This window comes from Nocardia citri (genome assembly GCF_054065835.1).
In genome coordinates this window covers 52084-67564 of the sequence record NZ_JBSUQM010000004.1, presented here as the reverse complement: position 1 = coordinate 67564, position 15481 = coordinate 52084, and the positions used below count along the sequence as shown (strand labels likewise).

16 protein-coding genes and 2 pseudogenes are annotated in these 15481 nt (G+C 65.9%); 7 read left to right on the top strand and 11 right to left on the bottom strand.

Going from position 1 to position 15481, the window contains the following annotated elements; translation table 11 throughout:
- Window positions 1–55: 55 nt before the first annotated feature.
- The 3 genes and pseudogenes from ACW2Q0_RS08265 to ACW2Q0_RS08255 all read left to right on the top strand — a co-directional run bounded on the left by ACW2Q0_RS08265 (window position 56) and on the right by ACW2Q0_RS08255 (window position 3016).
- Window positions 56–1092, top strand: a pseudogene (locus ACW2Q0_RS08265) (AMP-binding protein).
- 101 nt (window positions 1093–1193) lie between these two features.
- A complete protein-coding gene (folP, locus tag ACW2Q0_RS08260; protein ID WP_457187866.1) occupies window positions 1194–2078 on the top strand; it encodes a dihydropteroate synthase in 885 nt (294 codons plus the stop codon).
- The gene (locus ACW2Q0_RS08255) at window positions 2075–3016 is read left to right on the top strand and encodes a glucosyl-3-phosphoglycerate synthase (protein ID WP_457187864.1); all 942 of its coding nucleotides are present in this window, start codon (window positions 2075–2077) and stop codon (window positions 3014–3016) included. The genes folP and ACW2Q0_RS08255 overlap by 4 nt, the downstream gene beginning before the upstream one ends.
- A 208-nt stretch (window positions 3017–3224) precedes the next feature.
- Here ACW2Q0_RS08255 and ACW2Q0_RS08250 read toward each other — a convergent pair whose 3' ends face one another.
- The 5 genes from ACW2Q0_RS08250 to sigE form a co-directional block, all read right to left on the bottom strand.
- Window positions 3225–4079: a hypothetical protein gene (locus ACW2Q0_RS08250; protein ID WP_457187862.1), complete on the bottom strand. Its 855-nt coding sequence runs from the start codon at window positions 4077–4079 to the stop codon at window positions 3225–3227.
- Between the two features lie 152 nt (window positions 4080–4231).
- Window positions 4232–4648 (bottom strand): Sec-independent protein translocase protein TatB, encoded by a 417-nt coding sequence (gene tatB, locus ACW2Q0_RS08245; protein WP_457187861.1) that lies wholly within the window; start codon window positions 4646–4648, stop codon window positions 4232–4234.
- A gap of 55 nt (window positions 4649–4703) precedes the next feature.
- Window positions 4704–6257 (bottom strand): trypsin-like peptidase domain-containing protein, encoded by a 1554-nt coding sequence (locus ACW2Q0_RS08240; RefSeq protein WP_457187859.1) that lies wholly within the window; start codon window positions 6255–6257, stop codon window positions 4704–4706.
- A 10-nt stretch (window positions 6258–6267) separates the two neighbouring features.
- On the bottom strand, window positions 6268–6654 hold the full coding sequence (locus ACW2Q0_RS08235; protein WP_457187857.1) for a hypothetical protein: 387 nt from the start codon (window positions 6652–6654) through the stop codon (window positions 6268–6270).
- An 89-nt stretch (window positions 6655–6743) separates the two neighbouring features.
- Complete coding sequence (gene sigE, locus ACW2Q0_RS08230; protein ID WP_457187855.1) at window positions 6744–7361, bottom strand: RNA polymerase sigma factor SigE; 618 nt, start codon at window positions 7359–7361, stop codon at window positions 6744–6746.
- A 443-nt stretch (window positions 7362–7804) separates the two neighbouring features.
- On the opposite strand from sigE, the gene ACW2Q0_RS08225 reads away from it, so the two are divergent.
- The 3 genes from ACW2Q0_RS08225 (at window position 7805) to ACW2Q0_RS08215 (ending at window position 9091) form a co-directional block, all read left to right on the top strand.
- Entirely contained in the window at window positions 7805–8437 is a 633-nt protein-coding gene (locus ACW2Q0_RS08225; protein ID WP_457187853.1) for an O-methyltransferase, read from the top strand.
- A gap of 113 nt (window positions 8438–8550) precedes the next feature.
- The gene (locus tag ACW2Q0_RS08220; protein ID WP_457187851.1) at window positions 8551–8808 is read left to right on the top strand and encodes a hypothetical protein; all 258 of its coding nucleotides are present in this window, start codon (window positions 8551–8553) and stop codon (window positions 8806–8808) included.
- A 55-nt stretch (window positions 8809–8863) separates the two neighbouring features.
- Window positions 8864–9091: a hypothetical protein gene (locus tag ACW2Q0_RS08215; protein ID WP_457187849.1), complete on the top strand. Its 228-nt coding sequence runs from the start codon at window positions 8864–8866 to the stop codon at window positions 9089–9091.
- A 9-nt stretch (window positions 9092–9100) separates the two neighbouring features.
- On the opposite strand, the gene glgC is transcribed toward ACW2Q0_RS08215, so the two are convergent.
- Window positions 9101–10315, bottom strand: a complete 1215-nt coding sequence (glgC, locus tag ACW2Q0_RS08210; protein WP_457187847.1) for a glucose-1-phosphate adenylyltransferase — start codon at window positions 10313–10315, stop codon at window positions 9101–9103.
- 137 nt (window positions 10316–10452) lie between these two features.
- On the opposite strand from glgC, the gene glgA reads away from it, so the two are divergent.
- Window positions 10453–11610 carry a glycogen synthase gene (glgA, locus tag ACW2Q0_RS08205; protein ID WP_457188293.1) on the top strand — a complete coding sequence of 386 codons (1158 nt, stop codon included), beginning with the start codon at window positions 10453–10455 and terminating at the stop codon, window positions 11608–11610.
- 17 nt (window positions 11611–11627) lie between these two features.
- Here glgA and ACW2Q0_RS08200 read toward each other — a convergent pair whose 3' ends face one another.
- The 5 genes and pseudogenes from ACW2Q0_RS08200 to ACW2Q0_RS08180 all read right to left on the bottom strand — a co-directional run bounded on the left by ACW2Q0_RS08200 (window position 11628) and on the right by ACW2Q0_RS08180 (window position 15474).
- A complete protein-coding gene (locus tag ACW2Q0_RS08200; protein WP_457187845.1) occupies window positions 11628–12467 on the bottom strand; it encodes a putative RNA methyltransferase in 840 nt (279 codons plus the stop codon).
- Complete coding sequence (locus ACW2Q0_RS08195; protein WP_011211259.1) at window positions 12454–12621, bottom strand: DUF3117 domain-containing protein; 168 nt, start codon at window positions 12619–12621, stop codon at window positions 12454–12456. The genes ACW2Q0_RS08200 and ACW2Q0_RS08195 overlap by 14 nt, the downstream gene beginning before the upstream one ends.
- Window positions 12622–12833: 212 nt before the next feature.
- On the bottom strand, window positions 12834–13418 hold the full coding sequence (locus tag ACW2Q0_RS08190; protein ID WP_457187843.1) for a DNA-3-methyladenine glycosylase I: 585 nt from the start codon (window positions 13416–13418) through the stop codon (window positions 12834–12836).
- Window positions 13419–13858: 440 nt separating this feature from the next.
- Window positions 13859–14158 (bottom strand): annotated as a pseudogene (locus ACW2Q0_RS08185) (DivIVA domain-containing protein); the annotation flags it as partial.
- Between the two features lie 179 nt (window positions 14159–14337).
- Complete coding sequence (locus tag ACW2Q0_RS08180) at window positions 14338–15474, bottom strand: Mrp/NBP35 family ATP-binding protein (RefSeq protein ID WP_457187839.1); 1137 nt, start codon at window positions 15472–15474, stop codon at window positions 14338–14340.
- Window positions 15475–15481 lie beyond the last annotated feature (7 nt).

Below are 15481 nucleotides of genomic sequence, written 5' to 3'. Positions count from 1 at the left end.
CACCGCAGCGCGACCGAAGGTCAGCCTATTCGATATCGCGAAGCGGTTGCCGCTCATGGCATTGGATACGCCGTCCATGCTGCGCGGCGCGCTCGGCATGCGGGTGGGGCCGGATGACAAATCCTCGGTCGGGCTGTACTTCCAACGCAACGCGCATCGGCATCCGGACCGACCGTTCCTGAAATACGAGGGCGAAACCTTCAGTTATGGCGCGACCAACGCGCAGGTGAACCGGTACGCGCGGGTGCTGGCCGACCACGGCGTGCGCCGCGGTGACGTGGTCGGCGTGCTGATGACCAACCGTCCGGAAACCCTGTTCGTGGTGCTGGCAACCGTGAAACTCGGTGCGACAGTGGGCCTGCTGAACCATCACCAGCGCGACCGGGTGCTTGCCCACAGTCTCGGACTGCTCGACAGCGTGCTCAATGTGGTCGGCGAGGAATGTCAGGCGGCGCTGGACTCACTCGCCGAACCGCTTGGCGATGTGGTCTTTTCGCGGGATCTGCACAAGATCGCCGAGGACGCCGACCCGGCCGATCCGCCGAGCTGCGCGCAGGTCCGCGCGAAGGAGCGGGCATTCCTGATCTTCACCTCCGGTACCACTGGCCTGCCCAAGGCGGCGATCTGGTCCGCGATCAGGGCTGGCACCACGTCGCCTTCGTCGATCGGCTCGGCGATACCTTCCGCTGGAAGGGGGAGAACGTCGCCACGACCGAGGTCGAGAGGGTGCTCGCCGAATCCGACGCGCTCTCGCAGGCGGTTGTTTTCGGTGTGGATATCCCTGGTACCGATGGCAAAGCGGGCATGGCGGCGGTGATGCTGTACCCGGACGCCGAATTCGACGGTCGCGCGCTCGCCGAACTGGCCTACTCCGGGTTGCCCGGATATGCGGTTCCGCTGTACATCCGGGTCGTCGCCGAACTCGAGCACACCTCGACCTTCAAGAGCCGCAAGGTCGAACTCCGCAAGCAGGGCTACGCGCCCGACGCCGACAGCCAGCTGTATGTGCTCGCCGGCCGGGCCGACGGCTATATCCCGGCCTATGACGAATACGCCGCCGACGTGGCCGCGTCCCGCGCGCCCAAGAATTGACAACGAGATCGCGTCGGTCCGCCCGGATCGAAGTCGAGCCGAGTGGCAATTACTTGTATGGCCTAAGTAACCGGGGAAGCGGGGCAGCTACAGTCGGTTGCATGTTCAGCCCCACCGCAGCGCCGCTGCCCACCTTATGCGGCAGGCCGGTGGCGACGGATCGGGCGCTGGTCATGGCCATCGTGAACCGCACCCCCGACTCCTTCTACGACCGGGGCGCCACCTTCACCGACGCGGCGGCGATGGACGCGGTCGCGCGCGCCGTCGACGAGGGCACCGATCTGGTCGATGTCGGCGGGGTGAAGGCCGGTCCGGGCACTGTGGTCGACGCGGCGGAAGAGACCCGCCGGGTGATCCCGTTCGTCGCGGCGATCCGGGAGAAGTATCCGGAGCTATTGATCAGCATCGATACCTGGCGGGCCGAGGTGGCCGCAGCCGCCGTCACGGCCGGCGCGGACCTGATCAATGACACCTGGGCGGGCGCCGATCCGGATCTGGTGCATGTGGCCGTCGACCGCGGCGTCGGCATCGTATGCAGCCATACCGGTGGGGCCGTCCCGCGCACCCGTCCGCATCGGGTGCGTTATACCGACGTGGTGGCCGAAGTCACGCAAACCGTGCGACAGGCCGCAGAAAATGCGCTCGCGGCCGGGGTTCGGCAGGATTCGATTCTGATCGATCCGACCCATGATTTCGGCAAAAACACTTACCACGGGCTCGAGTTGTTGCGGGGAATCGACGTTCTTGTAAATACCGGATGGCCAGTCTTGATGGCGCTGAGCAACAAGGATTTTATCGGGGAGACTTTAGGTGTCGGTCTATCCGAACGGTTGGAGGGCACATTGGCAGCAACAGCATGGTCGGCGGCCGCCGGCGCCCGAGTCTTCCGAGTACACGAGGTTGCCGAAACCCGGCGCGTCGTGGACATGATCGCCGCGATACAGGGCATCCGGCCCCCCGCACGAACCCTGCGAGGTCTGGTATGAATTTCCACCACCACAACAGCCCCGTCTGGACGACGACGAATAGCTGGGACACCCCGGACTGGACGGTCGACGAACTGATCGCCGCCAAGCGCGGACGCACCGTTTCGGTGGTGCTGCCGGCACTGAACGAGGAGAACACCGTCGCCGATGTGGTTGCCAGCATTCGACCGCTGCTCGGCACCCTGGTCGACGAGCTGATTGTGCTCGATTCCGGATCCACGGACGCCACCGCCGAACGCGCGCTAGCCGCCGGCGCCGAGGTGATCAGTCGGGAGCAGGCCGTCCCCGAACTCGATCCAGTGCCCGGCAAGGGCGAGGTGCTGTGGCGGTCGTTGGCGGTGACCAGCGGCGATGTCATCGCCTTCGTCGACTCCGATTTGATCGACCCGGATCCGGCCTTCGTACCGAAGCTGCTCGGCCCACTGCTGCTCGTCGACGATATGCATCTGGTCAAGGCCTACTACCGCAGGCCGCTGCGGCAGGCTGGTGCCATAGACGCGCACGGCGGCGGTCGCGTCACCGAACTCGTCGCCCGGCCGTTGCTCGCCGCACTGCGCCCGGAACTGTCGCAGGTGCTGCAGCCACTCGGCGGCGAATACGCGGGCACCCGCGAGCTGCTGACCTCGGTCCCGTTCGCCCCCGGCTACGGCGTGGAGATCGGGCTCCTGCTCGACACCTACGACCGCCTCGGCCTGTCCGCGATCGGCCAGGTGAACCTCGGCGTCCGCACCCACCGCAACCGCCCCCTCGCCGACCTCGGCGTAATGAGCCGCCAAATCCTCGGCACCGTACTGGGCCGCAGCGGCGTCCAGGATTCCGGCGCCGCCCTGACCCAATTCCCCCTTATCGGAGACGCCTTCACCGCGCACCGCACGGAGGTCTCCCTCGCCGACCGCCCCCCGATGAACACCTTGCGCCCAGCCTGCGCCGCCGCCTGAACCGGCCACCACGAACCCCGGGTGCCCGAGCGCCCGGGGTTCGCCCGTCCTGATCGGCCGGGTAATGCTGTCCGCCGCGCACCCTCCTGTCCTGCCGCATTCGAATTCGGCCACCGGGCACCCTGTTTCACGACACTCGCGATCTCGCGGTGCCGCGCTAAGGTCGCATCTCGCCTTGGTTGCCAAAGGTTTTCCGGCAGTCGAAAAATCAGCGTCTGAGGCTGGAGATCGATCTGGGCTCGGCGTCGTGCCGGTATACCGGTGTGAGCAGATCGGCATCGACCGGTTCGCCGGTGGCCCGGTCGTAGCGGACGGCGACCAGCACCGAAAACAGATGGGTGGCAGCGCGTTCGTGCAGCGTGGCCAATCTGGTTGCGAGCAAACGGATTGCACCGAGCGAGCCCGGCGGATGCAGGCCGTCGATCATCAGGGCGGTGCCGCGGCCGTCGGGACGCGGGAGGCGGGCGACATAGGCGATATCGTGCGGTTCCGGACCACCCGGCCGGTATACCCGCCTGGCCGCCCGATCCTCGATGCCACGCCGGGCATCCCCGGCCCGGGCCACCGTGCGCCGCAGTCGCGGATCGGCCGCGATGAGCTGGCGAATGCTCGGGGAGAGTTCGGGTCCGCCGAGCACGATCAGTCCGTCGCGGTTCAGGTCCACGGGTCGGCCCGGCAGGAAGTGTTCGATCGTTGCCGTGAAGCCGAGTTCGCGCAGTAGCTCCACCAGTCGTTGCGCCGCACTCGGATCCGGTGCGCCGAGCACTCGGCCACCGCGAACCTCCGGAGCGACTACGGTGAGCGAACCGTGCCCGAAAAACAGACCTTCAGGTGCGGGACCCTGCGTACTCACCTGGTGGATGCGCGCGCGGGAAAGTCCCGCCGCCGCACCGATTCTGGCGAAAGTCCAGCCCTCGGCATGTAATTCCCTGATCACCGCCCTACGGATGCGGGTCAGTTCGTTGATGGTCTGTTGGGCCGCAGCCACCCCATCGGTGGCCGCCTTGAGTCGCTCGACTTTATCTTCGATCGCGAAAACGCGCGCCACGTCATCGGCCGACATGTGCGAAGTCTAGACACCTCGACACCGTGATGCGTCTAGTCTTCTTGACGCACAAGAACATTTCCTGTTTTGGTGACTACCCGCGCGGCAGTCCTCGACGGCTCGAAAAGCGAGGCCGACCCCCATCGCGCCACCGAAGGCGCGGGGCGATGCTATGTCGCGTCGGTATCGATCGGCGGACGTTCGTTGTGCTCCAACGGCTTTTCGAGCTTGGGCATCGGGTAGTCCGGCATGCCGCTACTGGTGCCGAGCAGGTCCTGCTTATCCGGGATCGCCTTCTCGAATTCGCGGAAAACCGAATCGTCGCCATTCAGAAGATGTTTGGTGACCATCTGGCGCGGCGACATCTGGCGCAGTTCGTTCAGATCGGCCAGCGGCTTACGCAGGTCCTCGAATTCGGGCCCGAGTTCCTGCTGCAGCTGCTGGGTCGCACCGCTGGCGTAGTCGCGTACCTTGCGCAGGCTCTGCGTGGTCCAGCGAATCGCCCCGGGCAGTCGCTCCGGGCCGAGGATCACGAGGGCGGCGACGAGGAGGATGACCATCTCGCCCCAGCTGATGTTGCTGAACACGAATCCAGGCTACCTGGGCGGACCTGGCCGAGCCGCTCGGGATTGCATCCGCGGCTCAGTCCGATTCCAGCGTGACCGGTACCTCCACCTGCCTGCCATCTCGGATCAACCGCACGTTCACCGTCTCGCCGATCCGGCGCTGCTGTACGGCGACCACCAGTTCATCCGGGCCGGTAACCTCGCGATCGCCGATCTTCACGATGACGTCGTTCTCGACGATGCCGGCTTTGGCCGCCGGTCCGCCGGGTTCCACGTCGGCGACGGCAGCGCCGCTCATCACATCATTGGCGACCTGCTTGCTGCGCGCGCTGAGCCCGATCTTCGGGTGATGCACCTGACCGTCGTGAATCAGGGTCTGCGCGATATCGGTCACCATATCCACCGGAATCGCGAAGCCGAGGCCGACCGAACCGCCGGTCTCGCTACGGATCGCGGAATTGATGCCGATGACCCGGCCCTCCATGTCGACCAGTGCGCCACCGGAGTTACCCGGGTTGATCGAGGCGTCGGTCTGCACCGCGTCGATGACGGCCTTGGTATCGCTGCCCTCGCCGGAGAGTGCGACGGGCCGGTGCAGCGCGCTGACAATGCCAGAGGTGACGGTCTTGCTCAGGCCGAGCGGCGAACCGATCGCCAGCACGTCATCACCGACCTGGACGTCCTTGGACTTGCCCAGATTTGCGACAGTGAGATTCTTCACATCGACCTTCAGTACCGCCAGATCGGTCTTCGGATCGCGCCCGACGATATTCGCGGGCACCCGGCTGCCGTCGGAGAAAGTCACCTGAATAGCGGCCCGGTTCGACTTGTCCTGTGCCGCCATCGAAATCACGTGATTATTGGTCGCGATGTAGCCCGCACCGTCGATCACGACGCCGGAACCGGTCGCGCCGTTGTCACCGACCGTGACGCGGATGGAGACCACCGCCGGCAGCACCGCATTGGCCACTTTGGCGATCAGGCCGTGCGGGCGCTCGATCTCGCCGGACTGTGCGAGGGTTACCTTGTGCGAGGTCAACGGCGACGTCGCTTCCGCGGTCAACCGGCCGACGAGTCCACCGAGCACACCGATGGCCAGCGCGACAGCGGCGAGTAGGGCCAGCGCCTTGGGTGCCACCCGGGACCCGAAGAGCACCTCCCTGGCCGAGAGCTTGCGCGCGTGCGGCAGCGGTGCGGGTCGCGGGGTCGCGACGGCGGGTGCGCCGAGGCGGGCGGCGGCGTCGGGATCGCGCCACGGATCGGCCGGACCGGCCACCGGTGCGCCGGTGTCAGCGGCGTCGGGATCCCGCTGCAGAAGTTCGGTGGAGCCTTCAGGGCGTCCGAATGCCTCGGCGAGTACCGCGTCGGGCGGGCTGTTGTGCAGTTCCGGGCCGACCTGCGGGACGCCGGAACCGGTCGACTTCGGCTGCTCGCCGAATGAACCGGGCTGGCCGACGGGGCGACGGAACGCGCGTGCTGTGTGACTGTCCACATGGGGGCGATAGACCGGGCGCGGTCCGAGTACGGGCGCATCCGAAGGTCTCAGCGTCCCTCCGGTCGACGAATCGGAGGTTTCGCCTGCGGATGTCCGTGATTCCGACGGCCCGGAATTCGTCGATTCGGTGGTCACTCGGCAAACTCTACTTGCGCCACCAGGTTGTCCACCGGGTCGCGGTGAACGAATCGGTCAGAAATCCGAAAACCGCCTCGTTGCGGGGGCTTCCAGCGGGCGACCGGCTCGCCGCGCTCGTCGCGCCGCCCGGGAGTTCGGCCAGCGGAATCCGGGTGAGGCTGTCGTGCAGATCGGTCGGAATCGACACCTGACCAGCCCGGCGCAGCGCGATCCGCGCCTGCTGCTGTGCATCGACCTCCGCCGCGCATTCTGGGCAGACGGAAAGATGTTGGGCGGCACGCAAATAGGCGTTCATCCGCAGTTCACCGTCCACATAGGCCGCGATCGCCTCGCTGGCCAGATGCTCGGTGGGACGGAAACGGGGACGACCTGACGTGCTGGCGTCGCCACTCATTCGGTGCTCACCCTTCCAACCGACATCATCCACTCCTGCGCTCGACCGAACGGATATCGGCCGACGGGTGCGGTTCGGCTCCCGCCGGATCACCCCAGGTTCGCGTCAGCGGCGAACCGCTGCTCACTTCCATTATGCGCAAGGTAGTCGCGCAGTGCCTGACGGCCGCGGTGGATGCGGCTGCGCACGGTGCCGAGCTTGACACCGAGGGTCGCACCGATCTCTTCGTAGGACAGTCCCTCGATATCACAGAGCACGACCGCCGCGCGGAACTCCGGGGCCAGCGAATCCAAGGCGGATTGCAGGTCGGGATCCAGGCGGGCGTCGTGATAGGCCTGCTCCGGGCTCGGGCCATCGGCGGGCACCCGGTCGTAGTCCTCGGGCAGCGCCTCCATCCGGATCCGATTGCGCCTGCGCACCATGTCCAGGAACAGATTCGTGGTGATGCGGTGCAGCCAGCCCTCGAAGGTGCCCGGCTGGTAATTCGACAGCGAACGGAATACCCGGATGAAGGTTTCCTGAGTCAGATCATCGGCGTCTTGAGCATCGCCGGAAAGTCGATAGGCCAGCCGGTACACCCGGTCGGCGTGTTCGCGGACCAATTCGTCCCAGGACGGCATCGCGGAACGGTCACCCGTCGCATCGAAGGCCGCAGTGCCGGTCAGCTCGACTTCGGCGACGTCGTCGTCCTGCATTTCGGCCTCCATCGAAAGAACTTGCGCCGCTTCGGTCGGCAGAGCGTGTGCCGGCAGGTTCGCGAACTCGCGCGCCGTACCTGCGTGAGAGTCGGTAGCGTCCGAAACAACGGAGGGCACCGGGAGCGCCGAAAAAGACCCTCTGTCCATGTGGATGGTGATACCTCCTACTCGGGACCGTGGCCATGAGTCCGCTGACGATCCGGGTCTCGGATCGTCACTTACGGTTACAACAGACGAACGGTATGTCGTTGTTCCCGCATCCCCGGGCCGTGTTGGTCGGCTGGTCTTGCTTGCCCATACTCTTTCTTGCCTCGATATGTCGGGGGTATGGAGATCCTGAGGGACACCTGAGAATCCGCCCCCGGCCCCCGACAAACAATTAATCGCTCGACCACGGGATAACGCTTCACCGATGAGCCAAACTTGCTACTTCGTGGCCTAGATTCATAGGCGTGGCATCGAATCTGGAGCGAAATCTCTCCTACGTGGAGGAATCCGTCGTGGAAGACGAGGTCCTCGTCAGCGCGCGCGAGCGGGCCGCTGAACTCGGTGCGTTACCCGTACCACCCTCGGTCGGTGCCCTACTCGGCATGTATGCCCAGCTGCTTGGCGCACGTGCGGTGGTAGAGGTCGGGACGGGTGCGGGGATCAGCGGGCTGTGGCTACTGGATGGCATGCGCGAGGACGGGACCCTGACCACCATTGATTCCGAACCCGAGCATCAGCGCGCGGCCAAAGAGGCATTCCGCACCGCGGAGATCCCGTCCGCGCGTACCCGATTGATCAACGGCCGAGCCCTCGATGTGCTGCCCCGGCTCGCCGACGGTGCCTATGACCTGGTCTTCATTGATGCGGCCCCGCTCGAGCATCCGCAATATGTCGCCCAGGCGGTACGGCTGCTGCGGGCCGGCGGCGCGATCCTGTTGCACAACGCGCTGCTCGGCGGCCGGGTCCCGGACCAGACCCAGCGCGATCCGGCGACCCAGGCGGTGCGCGCCGCGACCAGGGCGATCGCCGAGGATCCCGAACTCACCAGTGTGCTGATTCCGGTCGGCGACGGTCTGCTCTGCGCATCGCGCGGCTAGTAACCGTCCATAAACGTCGGGAGCGGGTGGATTTCGTCGGCCATGTGCTGATTTCGCCGCCGCCGGACGGGTATTCGAGCTGATGCCAGGTTCGAAGACGGCAAGGTACGCCCATGGTGTGGGAGCGCGGATCGCAGATTCTGGAAATCGGCCATATCGGCCACACGATCAAACAGGGACGGGCACGCGCTGGTTGTCTGCTGCTCGCACTCGGCTTTCTGATTTTCATCATGATGCTGGCCGTGGTGGTGCTGCTGTGGGTCAGTAATACCGATTTCGGCACCGAGCGGACAAAAGTCCCGCCGACTCCCGGTCCCTGCGCACCGTTCTGCACAGTCACCGTCGCGCCACCGGAACCCGGCCCCCGATAACCGTCGGAAATATTTCGCGCGAAACCGCCGCCGACTGGGTATCAAGGAGTAGAGGGTGTCCGGGGCGACCATCGGGGAGAGGTTCAGCGTGTTTCGCGACGACGATCGAGATCGCCCGATCAACTGGGGCCGATCCGCGATTCTGTTCGTACTGGTACTCGGTCTGGCCGTTGTCCTGATGCTATTGGTCGTCACGGCGGATTTCGGCGACGAGTCGCCGACCTCGACGGTGCCGAAAACACCCAGCGCGTGCGCGCCGTTCTGTCCGACGAATGCGCCGTAGCGATTTCGGCTAGACCCACACGCCCTTGCCGACCGTCACCACGCCGCCGTTGCTGACCGCGAAGCGATCCCGATCCCGATCCAGATCCACACCGATGATCTCGCCCTCGCCGACGACCACGTTCTTGTCCAGAATCGCGCGCCGCACCACCGCGCCGCGTCCGATCCGGACGCCGGGCATGAGCACACTGCCTTCGACGGTCGCGCCGTCGTCGACCATGACGTTGGAGCTGAGTACCGAATTGCGCACCGTCGCGGCCGAGAGGATGCAACCGGCTCCGACCACGCACTCCTGCGCGAGCCCGCCCTGCGCGAATTTGGCGGGCGGAAGGTTCTCCGCCGCGCCGCGAATGGGCCAGTGCTTGTTGTAGAGATTGAAGACCGGATGTACCGAAACGAGATCCATATGGGCTGTGTAGAAGGCATCGATGGTGCCGACATCACGCCAGTAGCCGCGGTCGCGTTCGGTGGCGCCGGGCACCTCGTTGTCGGCGAAGTCGTAGACCGAGGCTTCGCCCGCGGCGACCAGCGCCGGGATGATGTCGCCGCCCATATCGTGATCGGAATCGGAGTTGTCGGAATCTGCGCGGATCGAATCGACCAGCACCTTGGTGGTGAAAACGTAATTGCCCATCGATGCGAAGGTGACGTTCGGATCGTCGGGTGTGCCCGGCGGATGCGCGGGCTTCTCCAGGAATTGGGTGATCCGCCCGGACTCGTCGGAATCGATGCAGCCGAAGGCATTCGCCTCGCTGCGCGGCACCCGGATACCCGCGACCGTGACGCCCGCGCCGGAGTCGATGTGATGCTGGACCATCTGCTCCGGATCCATCCGGTACACATGGTCGGCACCGAAGACCACGATGTAGTCCGGATCCTCGTCGTAGATCAGGTTGAGCGACTGCATGATCGCATCGGCGCTGCCGGTGTACCAGCGCGGACCGAGCCGCTGCTGCGCGGGCACCGGTGTGATGTATTCACCGGCGAAACCGGATAGCCGCCAGGTCTGCGAGATGTGCCGGTCCAGTGAATGCGATTTGTACTGGGTGAGCACACACAGGCGCAGATAGCCCGCGTTGACGAGATTGCTGAGTACGAAGTCGATCAGACGATAGGCACCCCCGAAGGGGACAGCTGGTTTGGCCCGATCCGCGGTGAGGGGGAACAGGCGCTTACCCTCGCCACCGGCGAGCACGATCCCGAGTACGTGCGGCTGGCTCCTCACACCTGCCAAACTACCGCGCGACGCGCGTACAGGTGGCCCATGTCAAAGTGAACGTCTAGTTTGAAGCCGTGAGTTTCGGCACGGGCGGCAGGGGTGCGGGGGCGGGGGCCGGCGATCACGACCGGCTTCGCGTTGCGATGTTGACGCGCGAATATCCCCCCGAGGTGTACGGCGGGGCAGGTGTCCATGTCACGCAGTTGACTGCGCAGTTGCGCCGGCTGTGCGAAGTGACAGTGCATTGCATGGGCGCGCCGCGTACGGATGCCGTAGTGCACCAACCGGATCCGATGCTCTACGCCGCCAATGCCGCGATGCAGATGCTGTCGGCCCAGCTGCGGATGGCCGATGCGGCGGGTGAGGTGGATGTGGTGCATTCGCATACCTGGTATACCGGGTTCGCCGGACATCTGGCCGCAACGCTCTATGGGATACCGCACGTGTTGACCGCGCATTCGCTGGAGCCGCGGCGGCCGTGGAAGGCCGAACAGCTCGGCGGCGGCTACCGCCTGTCGTCCTGGTCGGAGCGCAATGCCGTCGAACACGCCGACGCGATCATCGCGGTGAGCGAGGGCATGCGCCACGATGTGCTCGACGCTTATCCGACGATCGATCCGGACCGGGTGCACGTGGTGCACAACGGTATCGACGCGGCCGTCTGGCGTCCGGGACCGCCGGACGGGGGATCCCGCACCATCCTGGACGAATTGGGTGTGCGCACCGACCGGCCGATAGTGGCCTTCGTCGGTCGCATCACCCGGCAGAAGGGTGTCGGGCATCTGCTCGCCGCCGCACGTGAATTCGATCCGGAGATCCAGTTGGTGCTGTGCGCGGGCGCGCCGGACACCCGCGAGCTGGAAACCGAGGTGGCCGCGGCCGTGACCGAACTCACCAGGGCACGCGGCAATGTGTTCTGGGTGCGCGAAATGTTGCCGACCGAGCAGATCCGTCAGATCCTGGCCGCGGCCACCATGTTCGTCTGCCCGTCGGTCTACGAACCGCTCGGGATCGTGAATCTCGAGGCCATGGCGTGTGCGACCGCGGTGGTCGCCTCCGATGTCGGCGGCATTCCCGAGGTGGTCGTGGACGGACAGACCGGCCGCTTGGTGCACTATGACGCGAATTCGCCACAGCAGTACGAGCACGATCTGGCCGCGGCCGTCAACGAGGTCGCCGGTAATCCGGTGCTCACCGCCGAATTCGGCACCGCCGGACGCCAACGCGCCATCGCCGAATTCGACTGGCTCCAGATCGCCGCCCAAACCGTCGCGATCTACGATCAGGTCCGCAAATCCTGACCCCGCCCGCCGCTGGGTCAGGGGTGCGGGCGGTAGGTCGAGATCTGGACCGAGGCGGTTACCTCGAGCGTGCCCGGTAGGGCATCCAGGTGCTCGGTCGCGTGGTGGGCCGACGGGCCCATCGCAACGACATTGCGGATATCGGTGTCGGTCAGTTTCATCGGGTATTCGACGACGGTCCGGTCCGTGGCGTCGAAATGGCCGGACATGGCGTCGGTGAGTCGGCGGTCCTTATCCGGGTCGACCGTCACCATGCCCAGTGGGCCGACCAGTTCGGCGAGGTGGCGTGGAGTGGGGGTGGCCACCACGAAGCGGCCCTCGGCGGTGAGGACCCTGGCGACCTCGCTCGGATTGCGTGGCGCGAATACCGAAAGTACTCGGTGCAGCGCACCGTCGCGAATGGGCAGTCCGCGCCACGCGTCGGCGAGTACCGAGGCGGCGCGCGGGTGGGCGCGGGCGCAGCGGCGGGCCGCGGGTTTGGCCACATCCAATGCGATCCCGACGGCCGCGACGGCATCGAGTACCGCGGCCAGGTAATAACCGGTTCCGGCACCGACCTCGAGTACCGCGGCACCGTCGAACGCGTCGGCGGCTACGGTCGTCGCCACCGCATCGGCGATCGGCGCGAAAAATCCTCCGACCTGAAACGCGGCACGCGCGTCCAGCATCGCCGAGGTATCGCCGGTCATTTTCGTCGACGCACCGGTCAACAGACTGACGTAACCCTGTTTGGCGATGTCGAAACTGTGCCCGCGTCCGCATCGCAACGCCCGATCCCGCGACTGCATTCCGGAGCCGCATTCCGGACAGGCCAGCAGACCGGCCACATCGACGAGTGTGGGATTAGCTGGTGACACTCTTCAGTTCGTCACCGAGCGCTGCCGCTTCATCCGGCGTGAGCTCAACGACCAAACGCCCGCCACCCTCGAGTGGAACCCGCATCACGATCCCACGCCCTTCCTTGGTTGCCTCGAGGGGACCGTCCCCGGTGCGGGGCTTCATGGCCGCCATCCTCTGCTCCCTCCAGATCTGCGCGATATCCTGCGCACTTTCTTGGAACTCCAGTTGTCACCAACCAGTGAGCTCGCCGGCATTTGGCGAGCTACACCCGTCCCATTCTTCCCTATCGCCGGAGTGGACGAACACCTGAGTTCGAAATGTGACCGCTCGGCCTGTGCTGAGCAGCCCTCCGCCGATCCTTTCGAGCGACCTGTAAGCAGTCGCTACGGTACCCAACAATCGGCCAGGTGATCGTCAACCATCCCGGTCGCCTGCATCAGCGCGTAGGCCGTCGTCGGACCGACGAAGCGGAAGCCGCGCCGCTTTAGCTCTTTTGCCAGAGCTATGGATTCGGGGGTGGTCGCGGGCACCTCGGCAATCGTGCGCGGGCGCGGCCGGGCGGCCGGTGCGAAGGACCAGATCAACGCGTCGAGTCCGATATCCAGGTCGGCGGCCACCCGGGCGTTGGCGATCGACGCTTTGATTTTGGCCCGGTTGCGGACGATGCTCGGATCGGCCAACAGCCGCGCCGTGTCGTCATCGCCGAAGGCGGCCACCCGTTCGATAGCGAACCCGGCGAATGCGGTACGGAAGGCCGGGCGCTTGCGCAGAATGGTGATCCACGCCAGACCCGATTGGAATGCCTCGAGGCACATACGTTCGAACATGGCATCATCGCCGTGCAGCGGCCTGCCCCATTCGTTGTCGTGATAATCCCGATAAAGCTGGGAGCCCTCCGACCATGGACAGCGGATCTTGCCGTCGGATTCGATCGTATCTGGCGCGGACTCGGAGATTTCGGCGGTCATTTCCGGTCCAGCCCGTATGGAGCGTGCTGCCGCATGCCCGGCATCGGCTGTGCGATGGGAGCATGCTGCGCGGTTGGCGGTTGCGCGATCGGTGGCTGTGCTGCCATGCCATTCGATGGCGGCGGCGAAGCCGGCGATGGTTGGGCGCTCGGTGCCGGCATGGCGATCGACCCGTTCGGCAGGGCGGTGGGTGGTGGTTGCGAAGGGGTCGACGGCGGCTGGGCGGTCGGCGTTTGAGGGGCGATCGTGCCGTTCGACGGCTGTGCCGTTGGCGGCTCGGCGGTCGGCGTCTGCGTGCCGATCGAGCCGTTCTGGGGGACAGTCGGGCCGGTTGGGGCCGGTGGTTGGGCGAGCGTGCCGTTCGGTTGTCCGGTTGCTTCCCGAGGCCGCTGGTGCGCCGCGTTCGGCTCCTGCTTCGGAAGCTGGACGCTCGGAGTCTGGTCGTTCGGGGCCTGGGTGCCGCGTGCTTCGGCCAATTGGAGCTGCAGCTCATCGATTCTGGCCGCGAGCCGGGTCAGCGCCCAGTCCACTTCACCGGCCTTGTAGCCACGCACCACCTGTTGGAAGCGCAGGGCGCGCACGTCCGCCCCGCTGATGCCCTCGGCGGGCAGCACGGTCGCCGTCGTCCCCTCGGGCAGCGGTCCGAGTTCCTCGGCCCGCCCGAAGACTGCACTGGCCAGCAGGAACAGCACCGCAGCGACCAAGCCGACGATCAGCACGTACAACAGCAGCGTGAGCATGGCCCCGAGCTTATTGGCTAGCTCCGACACCGGGCTCGTCCGCCTCCCCGGATATTCAGGCGCCGGATTCAGTTCACGACGACTGTGGCGTGGGCGGGCGGCGGTCGAATTGCGGCCTAGTCGGCCCGGCTCGACGAGTTACGCATGTGCGTGCGAACTCAGTCGTCGCCTCGAGCCTCTTACAGATGCCGCGTCGTATCGATACCGAGCGACATACCGACGAGTCCGCGGCGTCGCACCGCGAGTTTGTCGGCGACCTCCAGCAATGCTTTGGCGGCCGGATTCTCCGGATCGCGCAATACGATCGGAGTGCCCTCGTCGCCCGCCTCACGCAACTCCTGCTCGATCGGAATCTGGCCCAGCAGTGGCACATTCGCGCCAACGGCCCGGGTGAGACGTTCGGCAACGGACTGGCCGCCACCGGAACCGTAGAGGTCCATCCGGGTCCCGTCGGGCAGATCGAGCCAGGACATATTCTCGATGACGCCCGCGATCCGCTGCCGGGTCTGCAACGCGATCGCACCGGCGCGTTCGGCGACCTCGGCGGCGGCGGGCTGCGGGGTGGTGACGACCAAAATCTCCGCATTAGGGATCAGTTGGGCGATGGAGATCGCGACATCGCCGGTGCCGGGCGGCAGATCCAGCAGCAGCACATCGAGATCGCCCCAGAACACGTCGGCGAGGAACTGCTGCAGTGCCCGGTGCAGCATCGGACCGCGCCACACTACCGGCGTATTGCCCTGGGTGAACTGCGCGATGGAAATGAGCTTCACATTGTGCGACTGCGGCGGCATGATCATCCGCTCGACCTGAGTCGGGCGCGCATCGGTACCGAGCATCCGTGGAATCGAGTGGCCGTAGATATCCGCGTCGAGCACACCGACGGACAGTCCGCGCGCGGCCATCGCGGCGGCGAGATTGACCGTGACACTGGACTTTCCGACGCCCCCCTTACCGGAGGCCACCGCGTACACGCGGGTGAGCGAACCGGGCTGCGCGAATGGGATGACCGGATCGGCGGAGTCGCCGCGCAACTGCTTGCGCAGATTGGTGCGCTGTTCATCGCTCATCACATCGAGATCGACCGTGACCGCGCCGACACCGGCGACGTCGGCCACCGCCTTGGTGACCCGCTGGGTGATCTCGGTGCGCAGCGGGCAGCCCGCCGTCGTCAGATAGACCTCGATATGGACATTGCTGTCGGCACCGATCGCGATGCTCTTCACCATGCCCAGTTCGGTGATCGGTTTGCGGATCTCCGGGTCGTCGACCTTTGCGAGGGCTCCCCGCACATCCGCTTCCGTTATCACTGGCATGGCACGA